Here is a 20,827-nt window from a genome sequence, read left to right on the forward strand (position 1 = left end):
CCATCGAACGCAGCGCACGGGCAGCCCCCACCCGCTCCAGGCCACAGGAGACACTGTGAAGAAGTCCCAGAAAATCCTCATCGGCGTCGGCGCGGGAGTCATCGTGCTGGCCGCGGTCGCGGTCATCGCCGGACCGACGATCTATCGAGACCTGATCGCAGCCCCCGCCGCTGATGCTCCATCTCTGGCGTCGGATGAGGCCGACGGCGGCTCCGGGAACACGGATGATGCGGTCGCGGAGCTCGACCCCCGGTTCCTCGTCGGCGACTGGAACGTCGCAGAAGACTCGGAGGCCGGATACCGCGTGGACGAGGTGCTCAACGGCACCGACGTCACGGTGACCGGGCGCACCGATGACGTGACGGGCTCATTCACCATCGGCGACACCGGGCTCACGCTCGAGGCAGCCGACCTCACCGTCGACGTCGCCACCATCGCGACCGACAACAGCAACCGCGACCAGTACTTCCGCAGCGAGGCGCTGCGGACCGACGAGTTTCCAGAGGCGACGTTCGTGCTGAGCGAGCCGGTGACGCTCGACGGCGCTCCGGCCCTGGGCGATGTCGTGCAGACGGAGGCGACGGGTGAGCTGACCATCGCCGGCGAGACGCAGACCGTCACCGCTGAGATCGAGGTGCGCAGCGACGGAGAGACCGCCGAGATCGCGGGCTCGATCCCCATCACCTTCTCGGACTTCGGCGTCGAAGCACCGAGTCTCGGATTCGTGTCGGTGGAAGACAGCGGCGCGGTCGAGTTCCAGCTGACCGCCGTACCAGCGCAGCGGTAGCCGGTGCCGCTGCTCGCCGGCTACCCGTCGGCGAGTTCGCGCGCGGCCTTCGACAGCTTGCGCACGCGCGTCCGGCGACGCCGACGCTCGGGAAGCATCGATCGCATCTCCTCGAGCTTCCCGAAGCAGAGCAGTCGGTCTTCGGCTTCGAGCACGAGGCTCTTGCGAGGATTCGGGATCACCTGCACGCCCCGGTGCAGCGTCAGCACCGTGACGTCGCGATCCCAGAGGCCGAGTTCGCCGAGCGTCTTCCCGACATATTCCGAGCCGTGCATGGTCAACTCGGCGACCCCGTACGCGGTCGAAACGCTGAGGCGCTGCCGCAGATCGATCTCGGGGAAGTTCACCTGGTTGGCGATGAAGTCGATGATCGCACCGGCGATGTCGAGACCGGTCGCGCTCTCGATCCCCTGCAGGCCCGGCGAGGAGTTGACCTCCATGACGAGCGGCCCCTCGTCGCCCTCGAGCATGTCGACCCCGGCAACGCGCAGACCCATGATCTGCGCCGCGCGCACGGCCGTCTGCTCGTACACCGCGTCGAGCTCGACGGGCTCGACGGTGCCGCCGCGGTGCACGTTCGACCGGAACTCGTCTCCACCCGCGGTGCGCCGCATCGCAGCGACCACGCGATCGCCGATCACGAGAGCGCGCACGTCGCGACCGCGACTCTCCGACACGAAACGCTGGATGAGCACGTTCTGCCTGGTCGAGTGCAGCGTTTCGATGATGGCTTCGGCAACCTTCACCTGCGGGGCGAGAATCACGCCGATCCCCTGCGTGCCCTCGAGCAGTTTGATCACGACCGGCGCGCCGCCGACGCTCTCGATCGCGGGCCGCACGTCCGCACGATTGCGCACGAACGCCGTGGCCGGCATCTCGATGTTGTGGCGGGACAGAATCTGATTCGCCCGCAGCTTGTCCCGCGCATTCGCAATGCCGTTCGAGGTGTTCGGCGTGTACACGTCCATCTGCTCGAACTGCCGCACGACGGCCGTGCCGAAGTAACTGATCGAGCTGCCGATGCGCGGCAGTATGGCGTCGTAGTCGCTGAGCTGCTTGCCGCGGTAGAGGAGGTCGGGCGCCTCGCCCGCGAGGTCGATCGCAAAACGCAGGGTGTTGAGCACGCGCACGGTGTGCCCGCGCTCGAGAGCCGCGGACTGCAGGCGCTGGGTGGAGTACGCCTGCGGGGCGCGCGAAAGAATCGCGAGTTTCATCGTGATTTCCTGCCAAGATAGATGCGTGACCGTACCCGACCATTCAAGCACTCTCACGGGGTGGCGTGAATGGGTGAAGCTCATCGGAATCGGCGTGCCGTGGATCAAAGCGAAGATCGATACCGGAGCCCAGACATCGGCGATGCACGCGACCGAGATCACCGAGTTCGAACGTTCGGGCGCGTCGTGGGTGCGTTTCCTCGTGCAGCCCTGGCAGGTGACGGATGACGACGCGGTCGAGGTGGAGCTGCCAGTGCATGACCGCCGCACCGTGCGCAGCTCGTCGGGGCATGCTCAGCTGCGCCCCGTCGTACTCATGACGATCACGCTCGCCGGCCGCAGGATCAAGGCTGAGGTGACCCTGACCGATCGCGAGGAGATGGGCTTCCGCATGCTCATCGGCCGCGAAGCGCTCCGACAGGGGTTCGTCGTCGATTCGTCGGCCTCATTCCTCGGCGGCAAGCCGCCCCGGGACACTCGACGCCGCAATCGCGGGAAAGCCTGAAGCCGCGGCGCCAGCGCCGGGACTTGCCGCCTGCGAGACCACTACGCTGGTGCCATGGACGCGCATGATGTCGATCTGATCCCTGCCGGCACGGTGTTCTCGCCGGCCGACATCATCCACTACGCCGACCCCGACATGCGGGATCTGGCGCAGGCGATCTCGGACGCCGATGTGCTCGTGACCGCTCCGCATGCCGGCGCCGCGATTCCGGAGGAGCTCGCCGGCTTCCTCTCACCTGACCTCACCCGTCGCCTGCAGGTCGACTTCTCGGACATCGCGACAGCGGCCGTGGTCAAGCGGTGGGCCGAGATCGACCCGCGCATCGTCGCCGTCATCAATCCGCATCCGCGGCTCGTGCGCGACCCGAACCGAGTGCAGCCGTCCGATCTGCGCGCCGACGTGCGGGAAGCCTTCGATCGCGTGCGCGCGGCGGGCCCTCGCCGGGACGCCGACCTCACGGGGGTCGATGCGGTGCGGCCCGTCACCTATTCGTCCTTCCCCATTCTCTCCGCCCCTCGGAGTGACGTCGAACTCGCACGGCTCGTCGAGACGCTCTCGCACGTCGCGTCCCAGGGGCTCGACGTGTACGAGGCCACGCGCGAAGAGCTCACCGATCTCTTCATCACGAAGGTGCTCGCGCAGGGCGGCGCGTTCACGCGCCTGTCGTTCCACGATTCGATGCACGCGCCCATGCGCGCAGACGGCGCCCTCAACGACGATCCGGCGGTGCAGGCCGAGATGCCCGCCGTCGTGGCGCTGTCGAACTACGGCGACGAGGCCGGCGAGCCATGCGGTGCTGCCGATCCCGTGACGATGGCACCCGTCGAGTTGCGACGTCTCGCCGAGGCGCACCGCCGGGAATTCGAGGTCGCCGAGCCGGAAGCCGTGACCCTCAACCGGCCGTACCGCGGCAGTCACGAGATTCTCGACGCCGCCGAGCGCTTCGCCCGCGTCTCCGCCGAGACGGGACCCGCCGACGCTTCATTCGCCGCAGTGCAGGCCGAGTTCTCCCGCGCATACGTGCTCGGGCCGCGTGCGTTGGACGAGCTCTCCGAGCCGGGTGAAGCATGGGTGGAGGAGGATCACGAGCGCGTCGAGTTCCTCGCGTATGCCTGCAAGCGAGCCTGGGACGCGTTCCGCGACGGGAGCTAGCTCTCTCGCTGCAGGGTGCCGATCTCGGCGCCCGAGCTGTTGAACACCTGGAGCTCGTCGCCCGAGAGCTGCACTTCGCGCACGCCGCGCAGCCAGTCATCGACCCCCGGGCAGGCCATCATCGTCGACACGAAGCTCTCGATGAGCACGCGATCGCCCTCGACCTTGTACGTGGAACCGATGCCGTTGCACCCGTCCGTGCCCGAGACCTTCCCGGCGTCGTCGAAGGTCAGCGTCGGCTTGCCCTTCTCATCAGAGGTCCACGTGCCCACCACATCTGACTGCGCACCCATCTCGTCGTCCCCCGCTCCCGGATCCGTGCCTGCACCGCCGCCGTTCAGCGCTGCGCATCCCGCCAGAAGCGCGATCGCGCCGGTCATCGCGAAGACGCCGGCAGCCATTCTCGTGCGTCGCTTCATCGCTCTCCCCCGCATTGACCACATTGCTTCCGTACCTATAGCGGTATCGTAACGACGCGAGATGCGCACTCCATCCGAAATTCTCGAATCGGACGGGCACCTGGGGTTTATAACGAATTGATACACCACCCAGAGGTCTCACCCCTTGCATGGTGCAAATTATCAGGTTACCGTTTCCTTGGCCTCTGGTGTCGAGCCGAGGTGGTCGCGTGTGGGTAGCGCGAACACGAACTGATCGGCGTCGACGAGTACGGAATCAGAAGCCCAATTCATACATTTGAACGCTTAGGGGAAAACACGTGACACAACGTCGCCCACTCGCGCTTGGCGCGGCCGCGGTGCTCGGTTTCGGCAGTCTCTTCATTGCCGCACCGGCAATGGCAGAGGAGACGCCGACCGTTGACACCACTGCTTCGGCAATGGCAGCAGTTACTGAGATCAACAAGGAAGTAGCTGAAGCACCCGCAGTCGGTGCCGGCACCACGACCGATGGCCAGCCCATCGTGATGGTTGAAGAAGTCACCGCCAAGAACGCCGACCAGATCGAAGCGCTTGCCGCTGAGCACGGCGTCAGCAACGTTGCCATCGTCGGCAACGTCGTTTCGCACGCATCGACCGACATCGTCGCCGGCGCCGGATACTTCGGCGAGCTCTCCGACGATCGGGTGGGCACCTGCTCCACCGGATTCACCGGTTTCACGCCTGAGGGCGAGCCCGCACTCATCACCGCCGGGCACTGCTCGAGCGATGGCGCGGTCACTGATGTGCAGTTCAGCGATCCCTCCAATGATGCGGCCGGCGGAGAGTTCATCGAACCCGACGGCAACGGCATCGCCGGAAGCTTCGCCTTCAGCCAGTTCGGTGGAGTGGGAAACACCCCCGGAGCAGAGAACGATCCCAACTCGACCGACATCGCTGTGATCGACATCACCAACGATGCGCTGAACCTGCTCCCTGAGGTCACCGACTGGACGACGGCTGCGCAGGACGATCTGTCGCTGAGCACGACGCCGATCAAGTCCGTCGGCCTGCCGCAGTCGGGCACCATCTCGAAGTCGGGCCGCACCACTGGTCTGTCGACGGGTAACACCACGGTCAACCTGCGCTACAGCGATGGAAGCATTCGTGCGACCGAGATCCTCGACGGCTACATGCAGGTCTCGAACCGCTGGGTCCACGGCTTCATCGGCGGCGCGACCACCAGCCCCGGCGACTCGGGCGGCGCAGTGTTCCAGGGCGAGACCGCAGTCGGCGTCGTCAGCGGCGGTCCGGACGAGGTTCCCGCAGGCACCGATGACTACGCCTGGTACACCCTGCTCCAGCCGGCACTCGGCTTCACCGACGGCTACACCGTCGCACTCGACATCGACGAGCCGGTCGTCAAGACCGACGTCTCGAACGGCGTGGCCGGCGGCAGCGACATCGTCGTGACCGTCCCGAGCAACGCCAAGGAGCTCTCCGTTGGCCAGGGCCAGTCGGGCGAGGTCATCCCCGTCGAGGGCACCGAGGTGTCCTTCCCCGCTCCGCAGGAGCCGGGCCAGTACACGCGAACCCTCACTGCTACGAACGGCTTCAGCAAGTCGGAGTCGGTCGAGGTCAACTTCGAGGTAGTCCTCGCAGCCCCCGGCGTCGACGACATCACCTCTGAAGAGTCCGACGTCACGCTGACCGGAACCGGCGTCCCCGGCGCCGAGCTCGACATCACCGTGACCCGCGAGGGCGCGGACCCCGTCTCGCTCACCGCTACGGTGAAGGAAGACGGTACGTGGTCGGTCGCAACCGAGCTCGAGTACGGCAACTACACGGTTTCCGCAACGCAGACCTTCGAGGGTCAGACCTCTGATGCTGGCACGGGCACGGTCGCAGTGGTTCCCGCAGCCCCCGCAATCACCTCGGTCGAGCCCGGTGCTACCTTCGAGGCCGCCGATGCTCCTTCCGCAATCTCCGGGACCGGCATCGAGGGTGCCACGGTGATCGTGAAGCTCAACGGTGAAGAGGTCGGCACCGCAACCGCAGGTGGCGCGGCATCCGAGTCCGGCGTGTCGGCTGAGGCAGCAGTCGTCGGCGCGGACGGCACCTGGACGATCGATCTCGGTGCTCAGCTCGGTGCAGGCGCCTACACCGTTGAGGCCACTCAGGCGATCAACGGCGCGACCTCGAGCGCGACGAGCCTCGTCTTCAACGTGGCCGCTGCACCGGTCGCACCGGTTGACCCGGGCACCCCGGGCGCACCGGCTGATCCCTCCAACCCGGTTGCCCCGGGCGGACAGGGTGGCACCGGCGGAGCAGAGCTCGTCAACACCGGTACCGGCTTCTCGATGCTGCCCTTCGGGCTCGCAGCGCTCGGCATGCTGATCCTCGGCGGCGGCGCGATCGTCTTCACCCAGCGTCGTCTGCAGGCCACCGCCGCGGAGTAATCCGCGCATCGGCTGACGCAGTCGCGCAGCACAGCGGGCCTCGATCTTCGGATCGGGGCCCGCTGTCGTGTTTCCACCCGGCGACTGCACGGCTTCAGGTCAGTGGAAGCACCCATGACGTCTCGCGGGTAGATGACGGCCCGTTACTTCGCGGTTCGCGCCCGGAAGCGGCTCCGCGAGACGATGGGGGCATGAGCGACGCAGACTGTGCACCGAGCCCGACTGCCGTCGACCCGTCGGTGCCCCCGTCAACCGAGGCCACCGCCGATCCTGCAGGCGTCCCCTTCGCGGCACTCGATCCTCGCCTCCTCCGCGAGCAGCGCACGAGCCTCAAATGGACGCGATTCGCCCCGGACGTGCTGCCGCTCTTCGTCGCCGAGATGGATTTCGCGATCGCGCCCGAGATTCAGCGCGCGATGATCGAACGCGTGCAGGCATCCGATCTGGGGTACGTGGACGGCGCAGGCGCGCTTGCTCCGGCATTCACCGCATTCGCCCTGGACCGCTGGGGCTGGCATGTTCCGGACGAGCATGTGCATCTCGCCACCGATGTCGCGACGGCCGTCGTCGAGGCCCTGCGCGTCGGGCGCCCGGCCGGTGGGCGTCTCGCGATCTCGACGCCCGCCTACCCCGGGTTCTTCGAGATGCTGGAGGAGGTACCGTTCGAGGTCGTCGAGGTGCCGCTCACGGGAGATGCAGGCGCGGGGACCGATGCCCCAGGTTGCGCCACGAGCGGCTCGGCCGTGCTCGCCCCGCCGGTGCGTCTCGACCTCGCGGCGATCGAGCGCGCCTTCGCAAGCGACCCTGGGATCGACGCCTTCATCCTCTGCAACCCGCACAACCCCCACGGCCTCGTGCATACGCAGGCGGACCTGGCTGAGCTCGCTCGTCTCGCCGCCGCGTATGACGTGTTCGTGGTCTCCGATGAGATTCATGCCCCGCTGACCTTCCCCGGCGCGCGCTTCACTCCGTTCGCTCCGCTCGCGGCCGAGGCCGGGGCACTCTCCGTGTCGACCCTCTCGGCGAGCAAGGGCTGGAATCTCGCGGGCGCGAAGTGCGCGGTGCTCGTCGCCGCCGATGCGTCCGCCAACGAGCTGCTTCGCCGGCTGCCTCCTGAAACCGTCACGCGTGTGAGCATTCTGGGATTGCACGCGAACGCGGCCGCATTCACCGCGGGGCGAGAGTGGCTCGATCGCGCCATCGCACAGGTCCAGGCGAATGTCGCGCTGCTGACGGACCTCGTCTCACGGCGCCTCCCCGGCGTGCGTCTCGTCGCCCCCGAAGCGGGGTACCTCGTCTGGCTCGATCTGCGGGGGGCCGGGCTGGGTTCGAACCCGTACAGCCGGATCCTGCACGACGCTCGCGTCGCCCTGAACGACGGCGCCGCTTTCGGTGCTGGTGGGGCCGGTTACGCCCGCATCAACGTGGCGTGCGCGCCGCAGACCATACATGCGGCGGTGGATCGCATCGCGTCGATCCTGCCGCCCTTCGACGGCGGGGCCTCACCGGAGACCCGCTCGCCCAATCTCGATCTGGAGGAATCCCGATGAGTGAATCAGCCAACGACGCCGCCCAGCCGGTCACGGATTGGGAGGGCTACTCCTTCGACACCCGGCAGGTGCACGCCGGGGAGTACCCCGACCGCAACACCGGTCTTCGCGTGCCCCCCATCGCCATGTCCGCAGGGTACGTCTTCGACGACTTCGACGATCAGGTCGACCGGTTCGCCGGACGATCGATCGACCCCATCTATTCGCGCCAGGGGAACCCGACGAATGCGGTCGCCGAGGAGCGCCTCGCGTCGCTCGAGGGCGGAACGGGTTCGGTGGCCGTCTCGAGTGGGCAGGCAGCCATCTCTTCTGCGCTCTTCGCGTTGGCGCAGCACGGCGACCACATCGTCTCGACGGCGTCCATCTACGGCGGCACGCGCATCCTGTTCGGGCGCAGTTTCAAACGGTTCGGCATCGAATTCGATTACGTCTGGGACGCGGATGACGACGCGGAATGGGAGCGCGCGATCAGGCCGACCACGAAGGCGATCTTCACGGAGACGATTCCGAACCCGCGCAACGACGTCACCGACCTTCGACGCATCTCGGAGATCGCGGCCCGCTACAACCTGCCGGTGGTCGTCGACAACACGGTCGGCACGCCAGCGCTCATCCGCCCGTTCGAGCACGGTGCCGACATCGTCGTGCACTCGACCACCAAGTTCCTCACCGGGCACGGCGCCGCCGTCGGCGGTGCCGTAGTCGACGGGGGCCGCTTCGACTGGGCGGCGGCCGAACGGGCTGGGCGCGCGTACCCGCTCATCACGGCCGCGCCCCGGCCGGGTCTCGGGTCCATGCTCGACCGGTTCGGCACGGGCGCGTATGCACGCGCCGTTCGCGAAGCCGTCGTGAACGACATCGGCCCCTCTCTGTCGCCCTTCAACGGCTTCCTGCTCCACCAGGGCATGGAGACGCTGTCGCTGCGCATGGAGCGGCATGTCGACTCGTCGCTCTCCATCGCCGCGTGGCTCGAGCAGCAGCCGGAGGTCGAGTCGGTCGACTACGCCGGTCTCCCCTCGAACGCATTGCACGGGCTCGCGCTGCGAGACTACGACGGCCGCACCGGCTCCGTCTTCGGGGTCACCGTGCGCGGCGGCATCGACGGCGCCCGCGCGTTCGTCAACGGTCTGCGCGTCTTCTCGCGCATGACGGGCATCGGCGACACCCGGTCCATGGTGATTCATCCGCTGTCCTCGACCCACGCGACGTTCCCGCAGGAGATCAATGATCGGCTGTGCATCACTCCGGGTCTGCTGCGCCTCTCGATCGGTCTCGAAGCGGTCGACGACTTGAAGCGCGACCTTCGCGCCGGGCTGGATCGCGTCGCCGCACTCGCGATGCCCGCAATCTCTCTCGCGGGCTGATCGTCACACGCCGAGTTCGGCGCGCGCCGCGGCGAGCGCTTCGTCCGTGGCGGCGTAACGGTGCTCGGGCGCCGGGAACGCGCCGGAGCGCACGTCTGCCGCGTACGCCTCGATGGCGGCGGCGGCATCATCGCCGATGCTGGCGTACCGTTTGACGAACTTCGCGGCCCGACCCTCGGTAATGCCGAGCAGGTCGTGCGCCACGAGCACCTGGCCGTCGGCGTCGCCGGCCCCGATGCCGATGATCGGGATGCTCAGATGCTCTCGCAGGAGCGCCGTGATCTCCGCCGGCACCGCCTCGATCACCAGGCAGAACGCTCCGGCCTCCTGCACGCCACGCGCCTCGCGCACGAGTCGCGTCGCGGTCGCCTCGGTGCGCCCCTGAGCGCGGAGCCCCCCGAGGGCCGTCGCCGTCTGCGGGGTCAGGCCCAGGTGGGCGACCACGGGGATGCCTGCGGCGACGATCGCGCGAATCCGACTCAAGCGCGGCTCAGAGCCGCCCTCGAGCTTGACAGCGTCAGCTCCGGCCTCCTTCACGAACCGCACGGCCGTGTCGACGGCCTGCGCGTCGGAGACCTCGGTCGAGCCGAATGGAACGTCGCAGACGAGGAACGCCGTTTCGGTGCCGCGACGCACCGCTCGTGCGAGCACCAGCATCTCGTCGGTGGTCACCGGCACGGTCGAGCCGTACCCGAGTACCACCTGAGCCGCAGAATCGCCGACGAGCACCATGTCGACCCCGGCACGCTCCGCGGCGCGCGCTCCCGGGAAGTCGTAGGCGGTCACCATCACGATCGGCTCGCCGGCCGCGCGCTTCTGTGCGAGCGCGGGAATCGTCACCTGTGGCATGTCAGTGCTCCTCGATCACATCGGGCGGGGTCAGCAGGGTGTTGTCGATGAGCCTCACCGCACCGACTCGTGCCGCGATCGCGCAGAGCACGGGCCCGGCGATCTCTGCGACGGGCACGAACGAGTCGGCGTCGACGAACGCCACGTACTCGGGGGCGATGCCGCCGGCGGTGAGCACGGCGACGACTCGCGCGTGCACGTGCTCGACCCGAGTCTCCCCCAGCGCGAACGCCGTTTCGGCGGCTTCGAGCGCGCGCGGGATCGCTGTGGCCTGCGCTCGTTCCTCGGCGCTGAGGCGCACATTGCGGCTCGACATCGCCAGGCCGTCGGCGTCGCGCACCGTCGGGCACGCGACGATCTCGGTGGGGATGCTCAGATCGGCGACCATGCGGCGCACCACCATCACCTGCTGAGCGTCCTTCTGCCCGAAGTAGGCGGTGTCGGCGTCGACGGCCAGCAGCAGCTTCGACACGACGGTCGCGACGCCGTCGAAGTGCTCGGGCCCTCGGCCCGCGGCTTCGAGCGTCTGCGTCAGCGGTCCGCCCACATGCACGGTCGTCGCGAAGCCGTCCGGGTACAGCTCGGACGGCTCCGGCGCGAAGAGGATGTCGACTCCGGCGGCCTCGGCGAGTGCCGCGTCCGCGGCCTCCTGACGCGGGTACCGCTCGAGGTCGGAGAGTTCCGTGAACTGCTTCGGGTTGACGAAGATCGACATCACGACGAGATCGCTGCCGTGCTGAGCGGCGCGCACGGACGGAGTCGCCCGTGTCGGGCTCGTTCCGACCATGGGGGCGCTGCACGACGGTCACCTCTCGCTCGTGCGCGCCAGTCGCACCGCTGCACGCACTCCGCTCACGCTGCGTACGATCTTCATTCGGCCTCCTCCGCCGGCGCAGCGGGCTGATCAAGCAGTCGCCGGCTCGCGTCCACCATCGCATCGTACAGGGCGACACTCGCCGGATCGCGCTCCCCGATCGCCGCGCGTTGCAGCGCAAGCGTCTCGTTTTCGCCGCGGACGACCGGGCCGGTGAGCGCTTCCGCAGGCCCGAGTCGCGCCCAGTTCGCCAGCGACCGTTCGGCGAGCGGGATCAGCGCTTCCCGCGGGACGCCGGCCGTCGCCGCAACCCGCTCCGCAGTCGCCGCGAGCACGACGAGGAAATTCGCCGCGATCGAGGCGGACGCATGATACGCCGCGCGATCCTCGTCGCGCACGCGGAACACTCGCAACCCGAGCAGGCGAGCGACCTCGGCCGCGGCGTCGACAGCGCGCTCCGTCGATCCGTCGATCGCCGCCCACGCCCCTTCGAATCGCGTGTGCAAACCTGCAGCTGAGAGCAACGGGTGCACGCTGCAGGCTTCATGCCCGACCAGAGGTGCGAGCGTCGTGATCCCCGACAGGTGGCCGACGATCGGCCCCGGCGCGATCATCGCCGATGCTTCGGCGATCGCAGCATCCGGAACGGCAAGGAGCACGAGATCTGCACCCGCCCCGTCGGCGCCTCGACCGCCGATCGGAAGCATCGCGGCTCCGGCCGCTCGCAGGGCGCCATCGATCGCTCGGCCCATGCGACCAGCTCCGACGACCTGAACGCGCATCGCCGCCTACAGCTCGAGACCGTACAGGTTCGGCTCGGGGGCCAGGATCACCCCGAACTCCTGCTGCACCCGCTGCACGACGAAGCGCGCGAGCTCGGCGACGTCGCCCGCACTCGCCCCGCCCTGATTCGTGATCGCGAGGGTGTGCTTCGACGATATCGCGGCACCGGATCCCGGCAGCCGAAACCCCCGCCGCACCCCGGCACGATCGATGAGCCAAGCGGCCGACAGCTTCACCATGCGCTCCGGCGGCGGCGGTGGAACGCGCACGGGCAGCCCGGCCTCGAGCTCGGCGAACGTCGTGATCGCGTCTTCGGGCTCGGGCACCGGCTGCGGAAACCTCGGAGCGCTCTCCGGCAGCTCGCGCGCGAAATGCTCGGAGACGATCGGGTTGGTGAAGAAGGAGCCGCAACTCCAGGTGTCGTGATCAGCGGCGTCGAGCACCATGCCCTTCGATGCCCGCAGCCGCAGCACGGAATCGCGCAGATCCCGGATCGGCACGCGTTCGCCGAGTTCGACGCCGAGCGCACTCGCGAGCTGCTCGTAAGCGATGGGCTCGGAGAGCACCTCTGGTGCCGCGTGCGCTCGCCGGCCCGGGGATTCCTCCCCCACACTCAACACGATGTCGATCGACAGAACGACGCCTTCGAGCCCCTGCTTGATCGCCGAGTCGCGATAGGCCAGGCCGAGCGCGTCGGCCGGGATCCGGCGGGCGTGCCCGCGCTCGCGGTCGAGGAACTCGATCGAGTGGAGCACGTCCGAGAGCTCCTGGCCGTACGCTCCGATGTTCTGCACCGGCGCGGCTCCCGCCAGACCGGGGATGCCCGAGAGAGCCTCGACGCCAGACCAGCCGTTGTCGACGCAGGCGGCGACCAGGTGGTCCCAGTCGTGCCCGGCCTGCACGCGCAACCGGATCTTGCCTTCGGGGAGCGCGTCGTCCGCGACGGGTGCGATCCCGTTCGTGCGCACGAGCAGCACGGTCCCGGCAAAGCCGTCATCATGCATCACCGTGTTCGAGCCGCCACCGAGCAGCATCCACGGCTCATCCGTATCCCAGAGGCCCTGCGCATAGGCGACGAGCTCATCAACGGCGTGCGCCACGAGCACGCGCTCTGCCGGCCCGCCCACGCGCATCGTCGTGAGCTCCGAGAACGGGGTGCCGTCACCCGCGGGCTCCGGTCCGATCTCGGGAAGCATCACGCGAACGCCGCCACGAGCTGCGCCTTACCGAGCACGGTCGCCCCGTCGAACGTCACCCGGAGGTCGATCCGCGCGGTGCGCGCATCGGCGTCCACCGCGCCGACCGTCGCGGTCACCGTGACACGGGCGCCGTCGACGGCATCCACGGGCACGGGACGAGTGAATCGGGACTGGAAGTCGCGCACGCTACCGGTCGTGCCGAGCCAATCGGTCGCGACCGACCCCGCGATCCCCATGGTCAGCATGCCGTGCGCCAGCACGCCGGGAAGTCCGACCGAGACCGCGATGTCGTCGCGGTAATGGATCGGGTTGAAATCTCCCGAGGCTCCCGCGTAGCGGACCAGGCGATCACGCGTCAGCTCGAACTCTCGCTCGGCGACGACGTCGCCGGTCGACAGGGATGCGAAATCAGGCGCGGTCATGCGGTCTCCTCCTCAGCAGCACGTACGACGAGCGTCGAGGTCGCCGTGACCACGTGCTCACCCGCAGCATCGACGACATCGCTCGATGCAGTCACCATCGAGTGGCCGCCGAGCTGCTTCACGGCGGCGATCGTCAACGTCGCGGTCAATTCATCTCCGGCGACGATGGGCCGCGTGTAGGTGAACCGCTGGTCGCCGTGGACGACGCGCGAGAAGTCGACACCGGCTGCATCATCGGCGAGGAGCTGGGCGAGCGTCGCCTCCTGCACCACGACCGCGAAGGTCGGCGGTGCGACGACATCGGCGTACCCGGCAGCACGAGCCGCCTCTGCATCATGGTGCAGCGGCGACGCACTGCACACGGCGCGCGCGAACTCGCGCACCTTCTCGCGCCCCACGAGATAGGGAGCGGTCGACGGATACACCCGGCCTGCGATCTCTGGATTCACCACGGTGCAAGTGTACCGAGCGGTGCATCTGGCGCGCATACAGGCTGATTCCGGTAACGAATCACGAAAAGGTTTGTGCCATATATCCAAGGCTCCGCCCCGGCCCTCGAATAGGCTGTACCTCATGTCGCGCATCCGTAAAGTGCTCATCGCCAACCGCGGTGAGATCGCCGTCCGTATCATTCGAGCTGCTGCTGACAGCGGAATCGCTTCGGTGGCGGTGTACGCGGATCAAGATCGGGACGCGATGCATGCGCAGCTCGCCGACGAAGCGTACGCGCTGGGCGGCACCACGAGCAGCGAGACGTACCTCGTCATCGAGAAGATCCTCGGCATCGCACGGCGTTCCGGCACCGATGCGGTGCACCCCGGGTACGGCTTCCTCGCAGAGAACGCCGATTTCGCGCGAGCCGTCATGGATGCGGGCATGACCTGGATCGGGCCGGGCCCCGACGCGATCGAGCGTCTCGGCGACAAGGTCTCGGCACGCCACGTCGCGGAGAAGGTCGGCGCACCGCTCGCCGCCGGCACGAGCGACCCGGTGCAGAACGCCGACGAGGTGCTCGCCTTCGCCGATGAGGTCGGTCTCCCGATCGCGATCAAGGCGGCGTTCGGCGGAGGCGGCCGTGGTCTGAAGGTCGCATACGAACGAGACGAGGTCGCAGAGCTCTTCGAGTCGGCGACCCGTGAAGCCGTGGCCGCCTTCGGTCGCGGCGAGTGCTTCGTCGAGAAGTACCTCGAGAAGCCGCGCCACGTCGAGACGCAGTGCCTCGCCGATCAGCACGGCAACGTCGTCGTCGTCTCCACCCGCGACTGCTCGTTGCAGCGTCGGCACCAGAAGCTCGTCGAAGAGGCGCCCGCCCCGTTCCTCACCGATGACCAGAACGCCCAGCTCTACGCGGCGTCGAAGGCGATCCTCGCGGAGGTCGGGTACGTCGGCGCCGGTACCTGCGAGTTCCTCGTCGCGAAAGACGGTACGGTCTCCTTCCTCGAGGTCAATACGCGCCTCCAGGTCGAGCATCCCGTTTCCGAGGAGGTCACCGGGATCGACCTCGTGCGCGAGCAGTTCCGCATCGCTGAGGGCGGCACCATCGACTACGCCGACCCCGAACCCCGCGGCCATTCCTTCGAGTTCCGGCTGAACGGCGAGGATCCCGGGAACGGATTCCTCCCCGCCCCAGGCCCGGTCGCACTGTTCAAGCCGGCCGCCGGGCCGGGCGTGCGCATCGACACGGGCGTCGCGTCGGGCGACGTCGTCTCCGGCGCCTTCGATTCGATGCTGGGCAAGCTGATCGTCACCGGCGCGACCCGCGAGGAAGCGCTGGAGCGCTCTCGCCGCGCGCTCGACGAATTCGAGATCCAGGGCCTGCCAACGGTGCTGCCGTTCCACCGCAAGATCGTGCGCGATCCCGCGTTCACCGCGCCCGACGGCACGTTCGGTGTCTACACCCTCTGGATCGAGCGCGAGTTCGAGAACGACATCGAGCCCTGGGAGGGCGAGGTGCCCCCGATCGGTCAGGACGCGAAGCGCCGCAGCGTCACCGTCGAGGTCGAGGGCCGCCGTGTCGAGGTCACGATGCCCGCCACGCTGCTGCCCCTCGTCGACCAGGAGGTCACCCGCGGGCCCGCACCCCGCCGCGCCAAGGGAGCCGGCATCGCCGCTTCGGCCGGCGACGGCGTCGCTGCCCCGATGCAGGCCACCGTCGTGAAGGTGACCGTCGCAGACGGCCAGGAGGTCGCAGAGGGCGATCTGCTCCTCGTACTCGAGGCCATGAAGATGGAGCAGTCGATCTACGCGCACCGTTCGGGCGTCGTCGCGGGCGTCGACGCGCCGGTCGGCCAGACGGTCTCGAACGGTCACCTGCTGCTGTCGATCATCGACCCGGCCTGAGTTCAGCTGACGGCGTACGCCTGAGGCCGCCGCCGAGGAATAGGCGCTGATCGAGCGGGGTTGCACTCACCATGACTGCAACCCCGCTTTCGATTCTGGATCTGGCGACTGTCGAAGCGGACGGTACGATCGCCGACGCATTCCGGCACTCCGTCGACGTCGCACGACTGGCGGAAGCCAGCGGATACCGCCGCATCTGGTACGCCGAGCATCACAACATGCCGTCCATCGCTTCGAGCGCGACGTCCGTGCTGATCGCCCACATCGCGTCGCAGACCGCGTCGATCGGCCTCGGCGCGGGCGGCGTCATGCTCCCGAATCACTCCCCGCTCGTCATCGCCGAGCAGTTCGGCACGCTCGCCGAGCTCCACCCCGGGCGCATTCATCTCGGCCTCGGTCGCGCCCCCGGAACGGACGGTGCGACATTCCGCGCGCTCCGCCGTACCTACGAGGCGGCGGAGAGCTTTCCGAGCGACGTCGCGGAGCTGCAGCGGTACCTCTCGGACGAGCTGCCGCGCAATGCGGTGAACGCATACCCCGGGCGCGGAACGCGGGTGCCGTTGACGATCCTCGGATCCAGCCTGTTCGGCGCGAGTCTTGCCGCTCAGTACGGCCTCCCCTACTCGTTCGCGTCGCACTTCGCGCCGCAGGCGCTGAAAGCGGCCATCGAGCACTACCGCTCCCAGTACGTGCCCAGCGAGGCCCACCCCGAACCCTACGCGAGCGCGGGCATCAACGTGGTGGCGGCCGACACTGACACCGCAGCGGAATCCCTGTTCGCGCGGGCCGAGGTCGATCGTGTGCGGCGCTTCCTGTCGCGCGGCCGTGAACGCGAGCTCACCTTCGACGAGGCGTCGCAGCTGATCGAGACGCCCGCCGGGCGGGAGATCCGCGGCATGATGCAGTACACCGCCATCGGCGGCCCCACTCGCGTGCACGAAGAACTCGAGGCGTTCGCGAAATTCGCCGATGTCGATGAACTCGTCACGGTGCACATCGCGCCGACCCGGGCCGAGCAGCTCGAGTCCGTGCGCATCGCCGCAATCGCGTCGCAGGCCTAGGCCGGTCGGCTCGACTCGGTTCTCCCGAGCCGCCCGCACCGCCCGCTCCTCCCGCTCCGCCCGATTCGTCCGAGCCACCCGCTCCGTCCGATCCTCCCGCTCCATCAGAGCCGGGTCACTTGGGGAGGGTGTCGCCCCGTCGACCTGGCGCAACACACTCTCCAAGTGACCCGGCTGCGGTGGGGATTGCCGCGGAGCCGCGGAGGCGCAGAGGCGCGGAGGCGCGGCAGCGCTGCCGAACGGCGGACCGGCCTCACTCCGCCGCGGCGCTCGACTCCTCGATGCGCTCGTCGATGCGCCCCAGCATGCTGCGGAGCGCGAAGACGATGGTGCCGAAGCCGGACTCGGTCTCGGCCCGCTCGAACACGTCGCCGACATCCTGCACTGCGGCGGCGTACGTCTCCCGCGCCTCGTCGACGTCCACGTCCGTGTTCCACGCGCGGATGTACTCGGCGAGTGCGCTCAGCGCTCGACCGAGCGAATCGATCGCCTCGTCGGGAATCGTCACAGCCACGGGCTGATGCCAGATCGCGCCCCCGAGCGCGTCTGAGATATCGGCGAGCCTGAGCCCGACGTAGCGCAGCGCCTCGATATCGGCGTCATCGCTCGACGCGTCGAACCGCCGCCAGATGTTGCGCGGATTGCCGCGACCGCTCTCCTTCGCCTCCCGCACCATCTCCTCCGCGTCGTCGACGGAGCGCTGACGACGACGGGCGTCGTCGAGCCAGTCGGCGCGATCCGGCGGCCACGCCGTCGTGAGCACCGTTGCGAGGTCTTCCGCGGCGGCAGCGAAATCGCTCTTCAAGTCGGCGATGCGCGATCGGGCGTATCCGTACATGAGCGGCGGGATGAACACGAGGTTGACGACGGTGCCGACGAACAAGCCGATCCCGAACTGCGCGACGTACCCCGCGACGTAGGAGTCGGGGTCGCCCGCGCCGATGATCACCACGAACACCGCGGCGATTGCGACGTACGATCGGCCCTCGCCCAGCTTGCGCACGCCCGCGATGAGCATGCCGAGGCCGGCGGCGACGGGCGCGCGCACGTACCAGGGACTGCCGGTCGCGACGAGCACCCATCCGATGCCCAACCCGATGACGATGCCGGTGATGAGCTCGACGCTCGTGCGCACCGAGCTCACGATGGTCGGCGCCACCCCGAGCAGCGCGCCCAGCGGGGCGTAGTACGCGTACTCGTTCAGTTCGCCCGGGAGCAGCCGCCCGATCAGCCAGGCGGCTGTCACCCCGATCGCGGCTTTGAGCGCGAGGAGGAGGCGAAAGCGCGTGAAGATCGGTCGCGCGGTGTTCAGCCCGCGGCGCAGCACGACCGCCACGCGCGAGGTCTCGGTTCGCTCACCATTCGGCACAGGATGAGCATGCCCGGGCGGGGGCGGTCGCAGACACCCCCTTGGTCACCGTGGACGGACGTGCTAGCCCCCGTTCCGCCGTCATGCTCCCGTCGTCATTCCTCCTGCAGGCGTCGCAGTCGATCCTCCGCTCTCGAGGTGCGGTCGCCCTCGTCCATCTCCCACCATGCGGTGCCGCGTTCTCCGAGCCCCTCCTTGGCGAGCTGCACGCGGTCCCTGAGGGCCGCGCGCCCTGCGTCGTCGGGGGCGGTGCGAATGCGTGAGCGCGCGCTGCCCAGTTCCGACTTCAGCGGCGCTGTGAGGCGTTCGGGCAGTGCCGGATCCATGGCTCGCCATCGGCGTCCGCCGACGATGATGTGCCGACCGTCTGGGGTGCGCTCGGGTCCGCTGGTTGCGTTCATGGTTTCGATGCGGGATCGCGTGCGGCCGGGTCGCTACGCCTGGTCCGCGGTTCGCTCCGGGAACAACTCGTCGAGGTCGAGATCCGGGTTCGTGTCCTGTCCTTCCACGAGTGCAGCCGCTTCTGCATCGGTGCCGACGCTGGGCATGGCGCCGGGAAGCGGGCGCCGTGCGGATTCCTTCAGCAGGGCGACGGCGACGAAGCCCGCGATCGAGGTGCCGATCACGTAGAACGCCGGTGCCAGCGCGGACCCGCTGAGCTGCACGAGCGATTCCATGATCACCGGCGCGGTCCCCGCGAAGAGTGCGACGGAGAGGTTGTACGAGATGCCCATTCCGCCGTATCGCGATGAGGTCGGGAAGAGCGCGGGCAGCGAAGACGCAAGATTGGCGACGTAGAAGGTCACGGGCACGGCGAGCAGGGCGAGCCCGAGAAGCGTCGACCACGTCTCGCCGTGCATCATGAAGAGGAAGGCCGGAACGGCGAGCACGATCGCGGTGCTCGAGCCGATGAAGAGCACCTTGCGTCGACCGATCCGGTCGGAGAGCTTGCCGGTGAGCGGGATGCACAGTGCCATTCCCACGAGCACGGGCAGCGTCAGGAGATTGCCGTGCACTTCGTCGTAGCCGAGGGTCTGGGTGAGGTAGGTCGGCATGTACGACGTGAGCGCGTACCCGACGGTGTTCGCGGCGGCGACGAGCACGAACGCGGTGAGCAGCTCGCGCCAGTACGCGCGGACCAGCGCGAGCACGCTCTTCGGGGCTTCCGGCGATGCCTCGGCGGATTCCGTGGCGCGCTCCGCCGCGTCGCGCGCCTCCTTGAACGCTGGCGTGTCTTCGATCTTGAGGCGGAAGTAGATCGCGATCAGGCCGAGCGGCAGCGCCACGAGGAACGGGATGCGCCAGGCGAAGCCTTCCATGGCCTCTGCCGAGACGGTCAGCTGCAGGATCGAGACGAACGCGGCGCCGATCGCGAAGCCCAGGTACGAACCCATGTCGAGCAGCGAGGCGTAGAAGCCGCGCGTCCGATCGGGTGCGTACTCGGTGATGAAGGTCGTGGCCCCGGCGTATTCGCCGCCGGTCGAGAACCCCTGCGCGAGCTTCAGCACGATGAGGAGGATGGGGGCGAAGACGCCGATGACCGAGTAATCGGGCAGGACGCCGATGAGGAAGGTCGCGGCCGCCATCATGATGAGCGTGAACGCCAGCACCTTCTGCCGACCCATTCGGTCGCCGAGCTGGCCGAGCACGACGCCGCCGAGCGGGCGGGCGACGAAGGTGACGGCGAAGACGCCGAGGGAGAAGAGCGCCTGCGCCCCTCCCGAGGCTTCGGGGAGGAACACGCGACCGATGATGACCGCGAGGTACCCGTAGATCCCGATGTCGTACCACTCCATGAGGTTGCCGACGACCGTCCCGGCGATCGCGCGCTTGAGCATGGGACGGTCGACGACGTGGACATCGTCGACGGTGAGCCGCCTGGGTTCAGCGCTCTTCGCCTGGAAGCGAGCGAACCATCCTCGCCAGAAGGCTCCGGCGCCGTTCGAATCGGGTGGGATGTGCATGCGCTGCTCCTTCGGTTTCCGCATCGATGGAAGGCGAATGCGAGACCACGGTGATGGAAGGTGGTGGGAGGGTTGAGAGGTCAGTCGAGTTCGTCGAGCGCTCGGGTCAATCGTTCGAGCACCCGCGCCGCCGTGCCGGCATCCGCGTCGTCGATCTCCTCGATCTCGGAGACGAGCGCGGCGTGGTGACGCATGAAGATCGCCTCGACGTTGGAGATCGCCGTCGCGGTGGGCCGCAGGTAGTGGGCACGACGATCGCTGGGGTGCTCGACCCGCGCGACGAGGTGCCGCTTCACGAGTCGATCGACCACGTTGGTCACGTTCGCGCTCGACGTGCCGAGCATGCCGATGAGGTCTTTCGGCCCGAGGTTTCGCTCGTCCCTCGTCGCCTGCACGAGGTATCGGAGCGCACGCAGGTCGAGATCGGAGAGACCCGAGAGCCCGAGCGCTCTGGCTTCTTGGCGCTGCTCCGCCCGGCGCATCCGCAGCAGCGCGGCCGAGAGCGCCCGTCCGGCTTCCGAGGCGGGCTCGGGCGCGTACAGGTGCTCCGATTCGTTCAAGATGATGTTCTGCGGCATCGTCACCCCTCCAGCAGGCGCCACTCCATTTCGATACTCA

The 20,827-nt window shown here is 68.4% G+C and carries 20 protein-coding genes and 1 pseudogene; 9 read left to right on the top strand and 12 right to left on the bottom strand.

Features of this window, described 5'->3' with window-relative positions; genetic code table 11:
* Window positions 1–55 precede the first annotated feature (55 nt).
* On the top strand, window positions 56–787 hold the full coding sequence (locus JSQ98_RS08305; RefSeq protein ID WP_211649186.1) for a YceI family protein: 732 nt from the start codon (window positions 56–58) through the stop codon (window positions 785–787).
* 20 nt (window positions 788–807) lie between these two features.
* Here JSQ98_RS08305 and JSQ98_RS08310 read toward each other — a convergent pair whose 3' ends face one another.
* The gene (locus tag JSQ98_RS08310; protein ID WP_090152235.1) at window positions 808–2,001 is read right to left on the bottom strand and encodes a RimK family alpha-L-glutamate ligase; all 1,194 of its coding nucleotides are present in this window, start codon (window positions 1,999–2,001) and stop codon (window positions 808–810) included.
* A gap of 25 nt (window positions 2,002–2,026) precedes the next feature.
* Here JSQ98_RS08310 and JSQ98_RS08315 point away from each other — a divergent pair, with 25 nt between their 5' ends.
* Both JSQ98_RS08315 and JSQ98_RS08320 read left to right on the top strand, forming a co-directional pair.
* On the top strand, window positions 2,027–2,506 hold the full coding sequence (locus JSQ98_RS08315; RefSeq protein ID WP_090152239.1) for a putative ATP-dependent zinc protease: 480 nt from the start codon (window positions 2,027–2,029) through the stop codon (window positions 2,504–2,506).
* 54 nt (window positions 2,507–2,560) lie between these two features.
* Window positions 2,561–3,658: an N-formylglutamate amidohydrolase gene (locus tag JSQ98_RS08320; protein ID WP_211649187.1), complete on the top strand. Its 1,098-nt coding sequence runs from the start codon at window positions 2,561–2,563 to the stop codon at window positions 3,656–3,658.
* On the opposite strand, the gene JSQ98_RS08325 is transcribed toward JSQ98_RS08320, so the two are convergent.
* The gene (locus JSQ98_RS08325) at window positions 3,655–4,077 is read right to left on the bottom strand and encodes an META domain-containing protein (RefSeq protein ID WP_211649193.1); all 423 of its coding nucleotides are present in this window, start codon (window positions 4,075–4,077) and stop codon (window positions 3,655–3,657) included. The genes JSQ98_RS08320 and JSQ98_RS08325 overlap by 4 nt on opposite strands.
* Window positions 4,078–4,376: 299 nt before the next feature.
* Here JSQ98_RS08325 and JSQ98_RS08330 point away from each other — a divergent pair, with 299 nt between their 5' ends.
* The 3 genes from JSQ98_RS08330 (at window position 4,377) to JSQ98_RS08340 (ending at window position 9,408) form a co-directional block, all read left to right on the top strand.
* On the top strand, window positions 4,377–6,494 hold the full coding sequence (locus JSQ98_RS08330) for a trypsin-like serine protease (RefSeq protein ID WP_211649194.1): 2,118 nt from the start codon (window positions 4,377–4,379) through the stop codon (window positions 6,492–6,494).
* 191 nt (window positions 6,495–6,685) lie between these two features.
* Complete coding sequence (locus JSQ98_RS08335; protein ID WP_211649195.1) at window positions 6,686–8,044, top strand: MalY/PatB family protein; 1,359 nt, start codon at window positions 6,686–6,688, stop codon at window positions 8,042–8,044.
* A complete protein-coding gene (locus JSQ98_RS08340; RefSeq protein ID WP_211649197.1) occupies window positions 8,041–9,408 on the top strand; it encodes an O-acetylhomoserine aminocarboxypropyltransferase/cysteine synthase family protein in 1,368 nt (455 codons plus the stop codon). The genes JSQ98_RS08335 and JSQ98_RS08340 overlap by 4 nt, the downstream gene beginning before the upstream one ends.
* 3 nt (window positions 9,409–9,411) lie before the next feature.
* On the opposite strand, the gene panB is transcribed toward JSQ98_RS08340, so the two are convergent.
* Both panB and panC read right to left on the bottom strand, forming a co-directional pair.
* A complete protein-coding gene (gene panB, locus JSQ98_RS08345) occupies window positions 9,412–10,257 on the bottom strand; it encodes a 3-methyl-2-oxobutanoate hydroxymethyltransferase (protein ID WP_211649199.1) in 846 nt (281 codons plus the stop codon).
* Window position 10,258: 1 nt separating this feature from the next.
* Entirely contained in the window at window positions 10,259–11,044 is a 786-nt protein-coding gene (gene panC / locus JSQ98_RS08350) for a pantoate--beta-alanine ligase (protein ID WP_346728753.1), read from the bottom strand.
* On the opposite strand from panC, the pseudogene JSQ98_RS15395 reads away from it, so the two are divergent.
* Window positions 11,043–11,087, top strand: a pseudogene (locus JSQ98_RS15395) (hypothetical protein); the annotation flags it as partial. The gene panC and the pseudogene JSQ98_RS15395 overlap by 2 nt on opposite strands.
* A 40-nt stretch (window positions 11,088–11,127) precedes the next feature.
* Here JSQ98_RS15395 and JSQ98_RS15055 read toward each other — a convergent pair.
* Genes JSQ98_RS15055 through JSQ98_RS08370 form a run of 4 tightly spaced genes read right to left on the bottom strand, consistent with a single transcriptional unit; the run spans window position 11,128 to window position 13,927 of the window.
* Window positions 11,128–11,853: a DUF2520 domain-containing protein gene (locus tag JSQ98_RS15055; protein WP_211649200.1), complete on the bottom strand. Its 726-nt coding sequence runs from the start codon at window positions 11,851–11,853 to the stop codon at window positions 11,128–11,130.
* A gap of 6 nt (window positions 11,854–11,859) precedes the next feature.
* Entirely contained in the window at window positions 11,860–13,050 is a 1,191-nt protein-coding gene (locus JSQ98_RS08360) for a UDP-N-acetylmuramate dehydrogenase (protein ID WP_090152278.1), read from the bottom strand.
* Entirely contained in the window at window positions 13,050–13,475 is a 426-nt protein-coding gene (locus JSQ98_RS08365; protein ID WP_211649201.1) for a MaoC/PaaZ C-terminal domain-containing protein, read from the bottom strand. The genes JSQ98_RS08360 and JSQ98_RS08365 overlap by 1 nt, the downstream gene beginning before the upstream one ends.
* Window positions 13,472–13,927: an FAS1-like dehydratase domain-containing protein gene (locus tag JSQ98_RS08370; protein ID WP_336661816.1), complete on the bottom strand. Its 456-nt coding sequence runs from the start codon at window positions 13,925–13,927 to the stop codon at window positions 13,472–13,474. Before JSQ98_RS08370 ends, JSQ98_RS08365 begins: the two co-directional genes overlap by 4 nt.
* A 121-nt stretch (window positions 13,928–14,048) precedes the next feature.
* Here JSQ98_RS08370 and JSQ98_RS08375 point away from each other — a divergent pair, with 121 nt between their 5' ends.
* Both JSQ98_RS08375 and JSQ98_RS08380 read left to right on the top strand, forming a co-directional pair.
* Complete coding sequence (locus JSQ98_RS08375; RefSeq protein WP_211649203.1) at window positions 14,049–15,815, top strand: acetyl/propionyl/methylcrotonyl-CoA carboxylase subunit alpha; 1,767 nt, start codon at window positions 14,049–14,051, stop codon at window positions 15,813–15,815.
* 71 nt (window positions 15,816–15,886) lie between these two features.
* Window positions 15,887–16,876, top strand: a complete 990-nt coding sequence (locus tag JSQ98_RS08380) for an LLM class flavin-dependent oxidoreductase (RefSeq protein ID WP_200332230.1) — start codon at window positions 15,887–15,889, stop codon at window positions 16,874–16,876.
* Window positions 16,877–17,129: 253 nt separating this feature from the next.
* Here JSQ98_RS08380 and JSQ98_RS08385 read toward each other — a convergent pair whose 3' ends face one another.
* The 4 genes from JSQ98_RS08385 to JSQ98_RS08400 form a co-directional block, all read right to left on the bottom strand.
* Entirely contained in the window at window positions 17,130–18,245 is a 1,116-nt protein-coding gene (locus tag JSQ98_RS08385) for an FUSC family protein (RefSeq protein ID WP_211649204.1), read from the bottom strand.
* A 95-nt stretch (window positions 18,246–18,340) separates the two neighbouring features.
* Entirely contained in the window at window positions 18,341–18,646 is a 306-nt protein-coding gene (locus JSQ98_RS08390) for a biopolymer transporter Tol (protein ID WP_211649205.1), read from the bottom strand.
* A 33-nt stretch (window positions 18,647–18,679) separates the two neighbouring features.
* Window positions 18,680–20,209, bottom strand: a complete 1,530-nt coding sequence (locus JSQ98_RS08395) for an MFS transporter (RefSeq protein WP_211649206.1) — start codon at window positions 20,207–20,209, stop codon at window positions 18,680–18,682.
* 80 nt (window positions 20,210–20,289) lie between these two features.
* Window positions 20,290–20,787 (bottom strand): MarR family winged helix-turn-helix transcriptional regulator, encoded by a 498-nt coding sequence (locus tag JSQ98_RS08400; RefSeq protein ID WP_211649207.1) that lies wholly within the window; start codon window positions 20,785–20,787, stop codon window positions 20,290–20,292.
* Between the last annotated feature and the right edge of the window lie 40 nt (window positions 20,788–20,827).

Source organism: Leucobacter manosquensis, assembly GCF_018304845.1.
Taxonomy (GTDB): Bacteria; Actinomycetota; Actinomycetes; order Actinomycetales; family Microbacteriaceae; genus Leucobacter; species Leucobacter alluvii.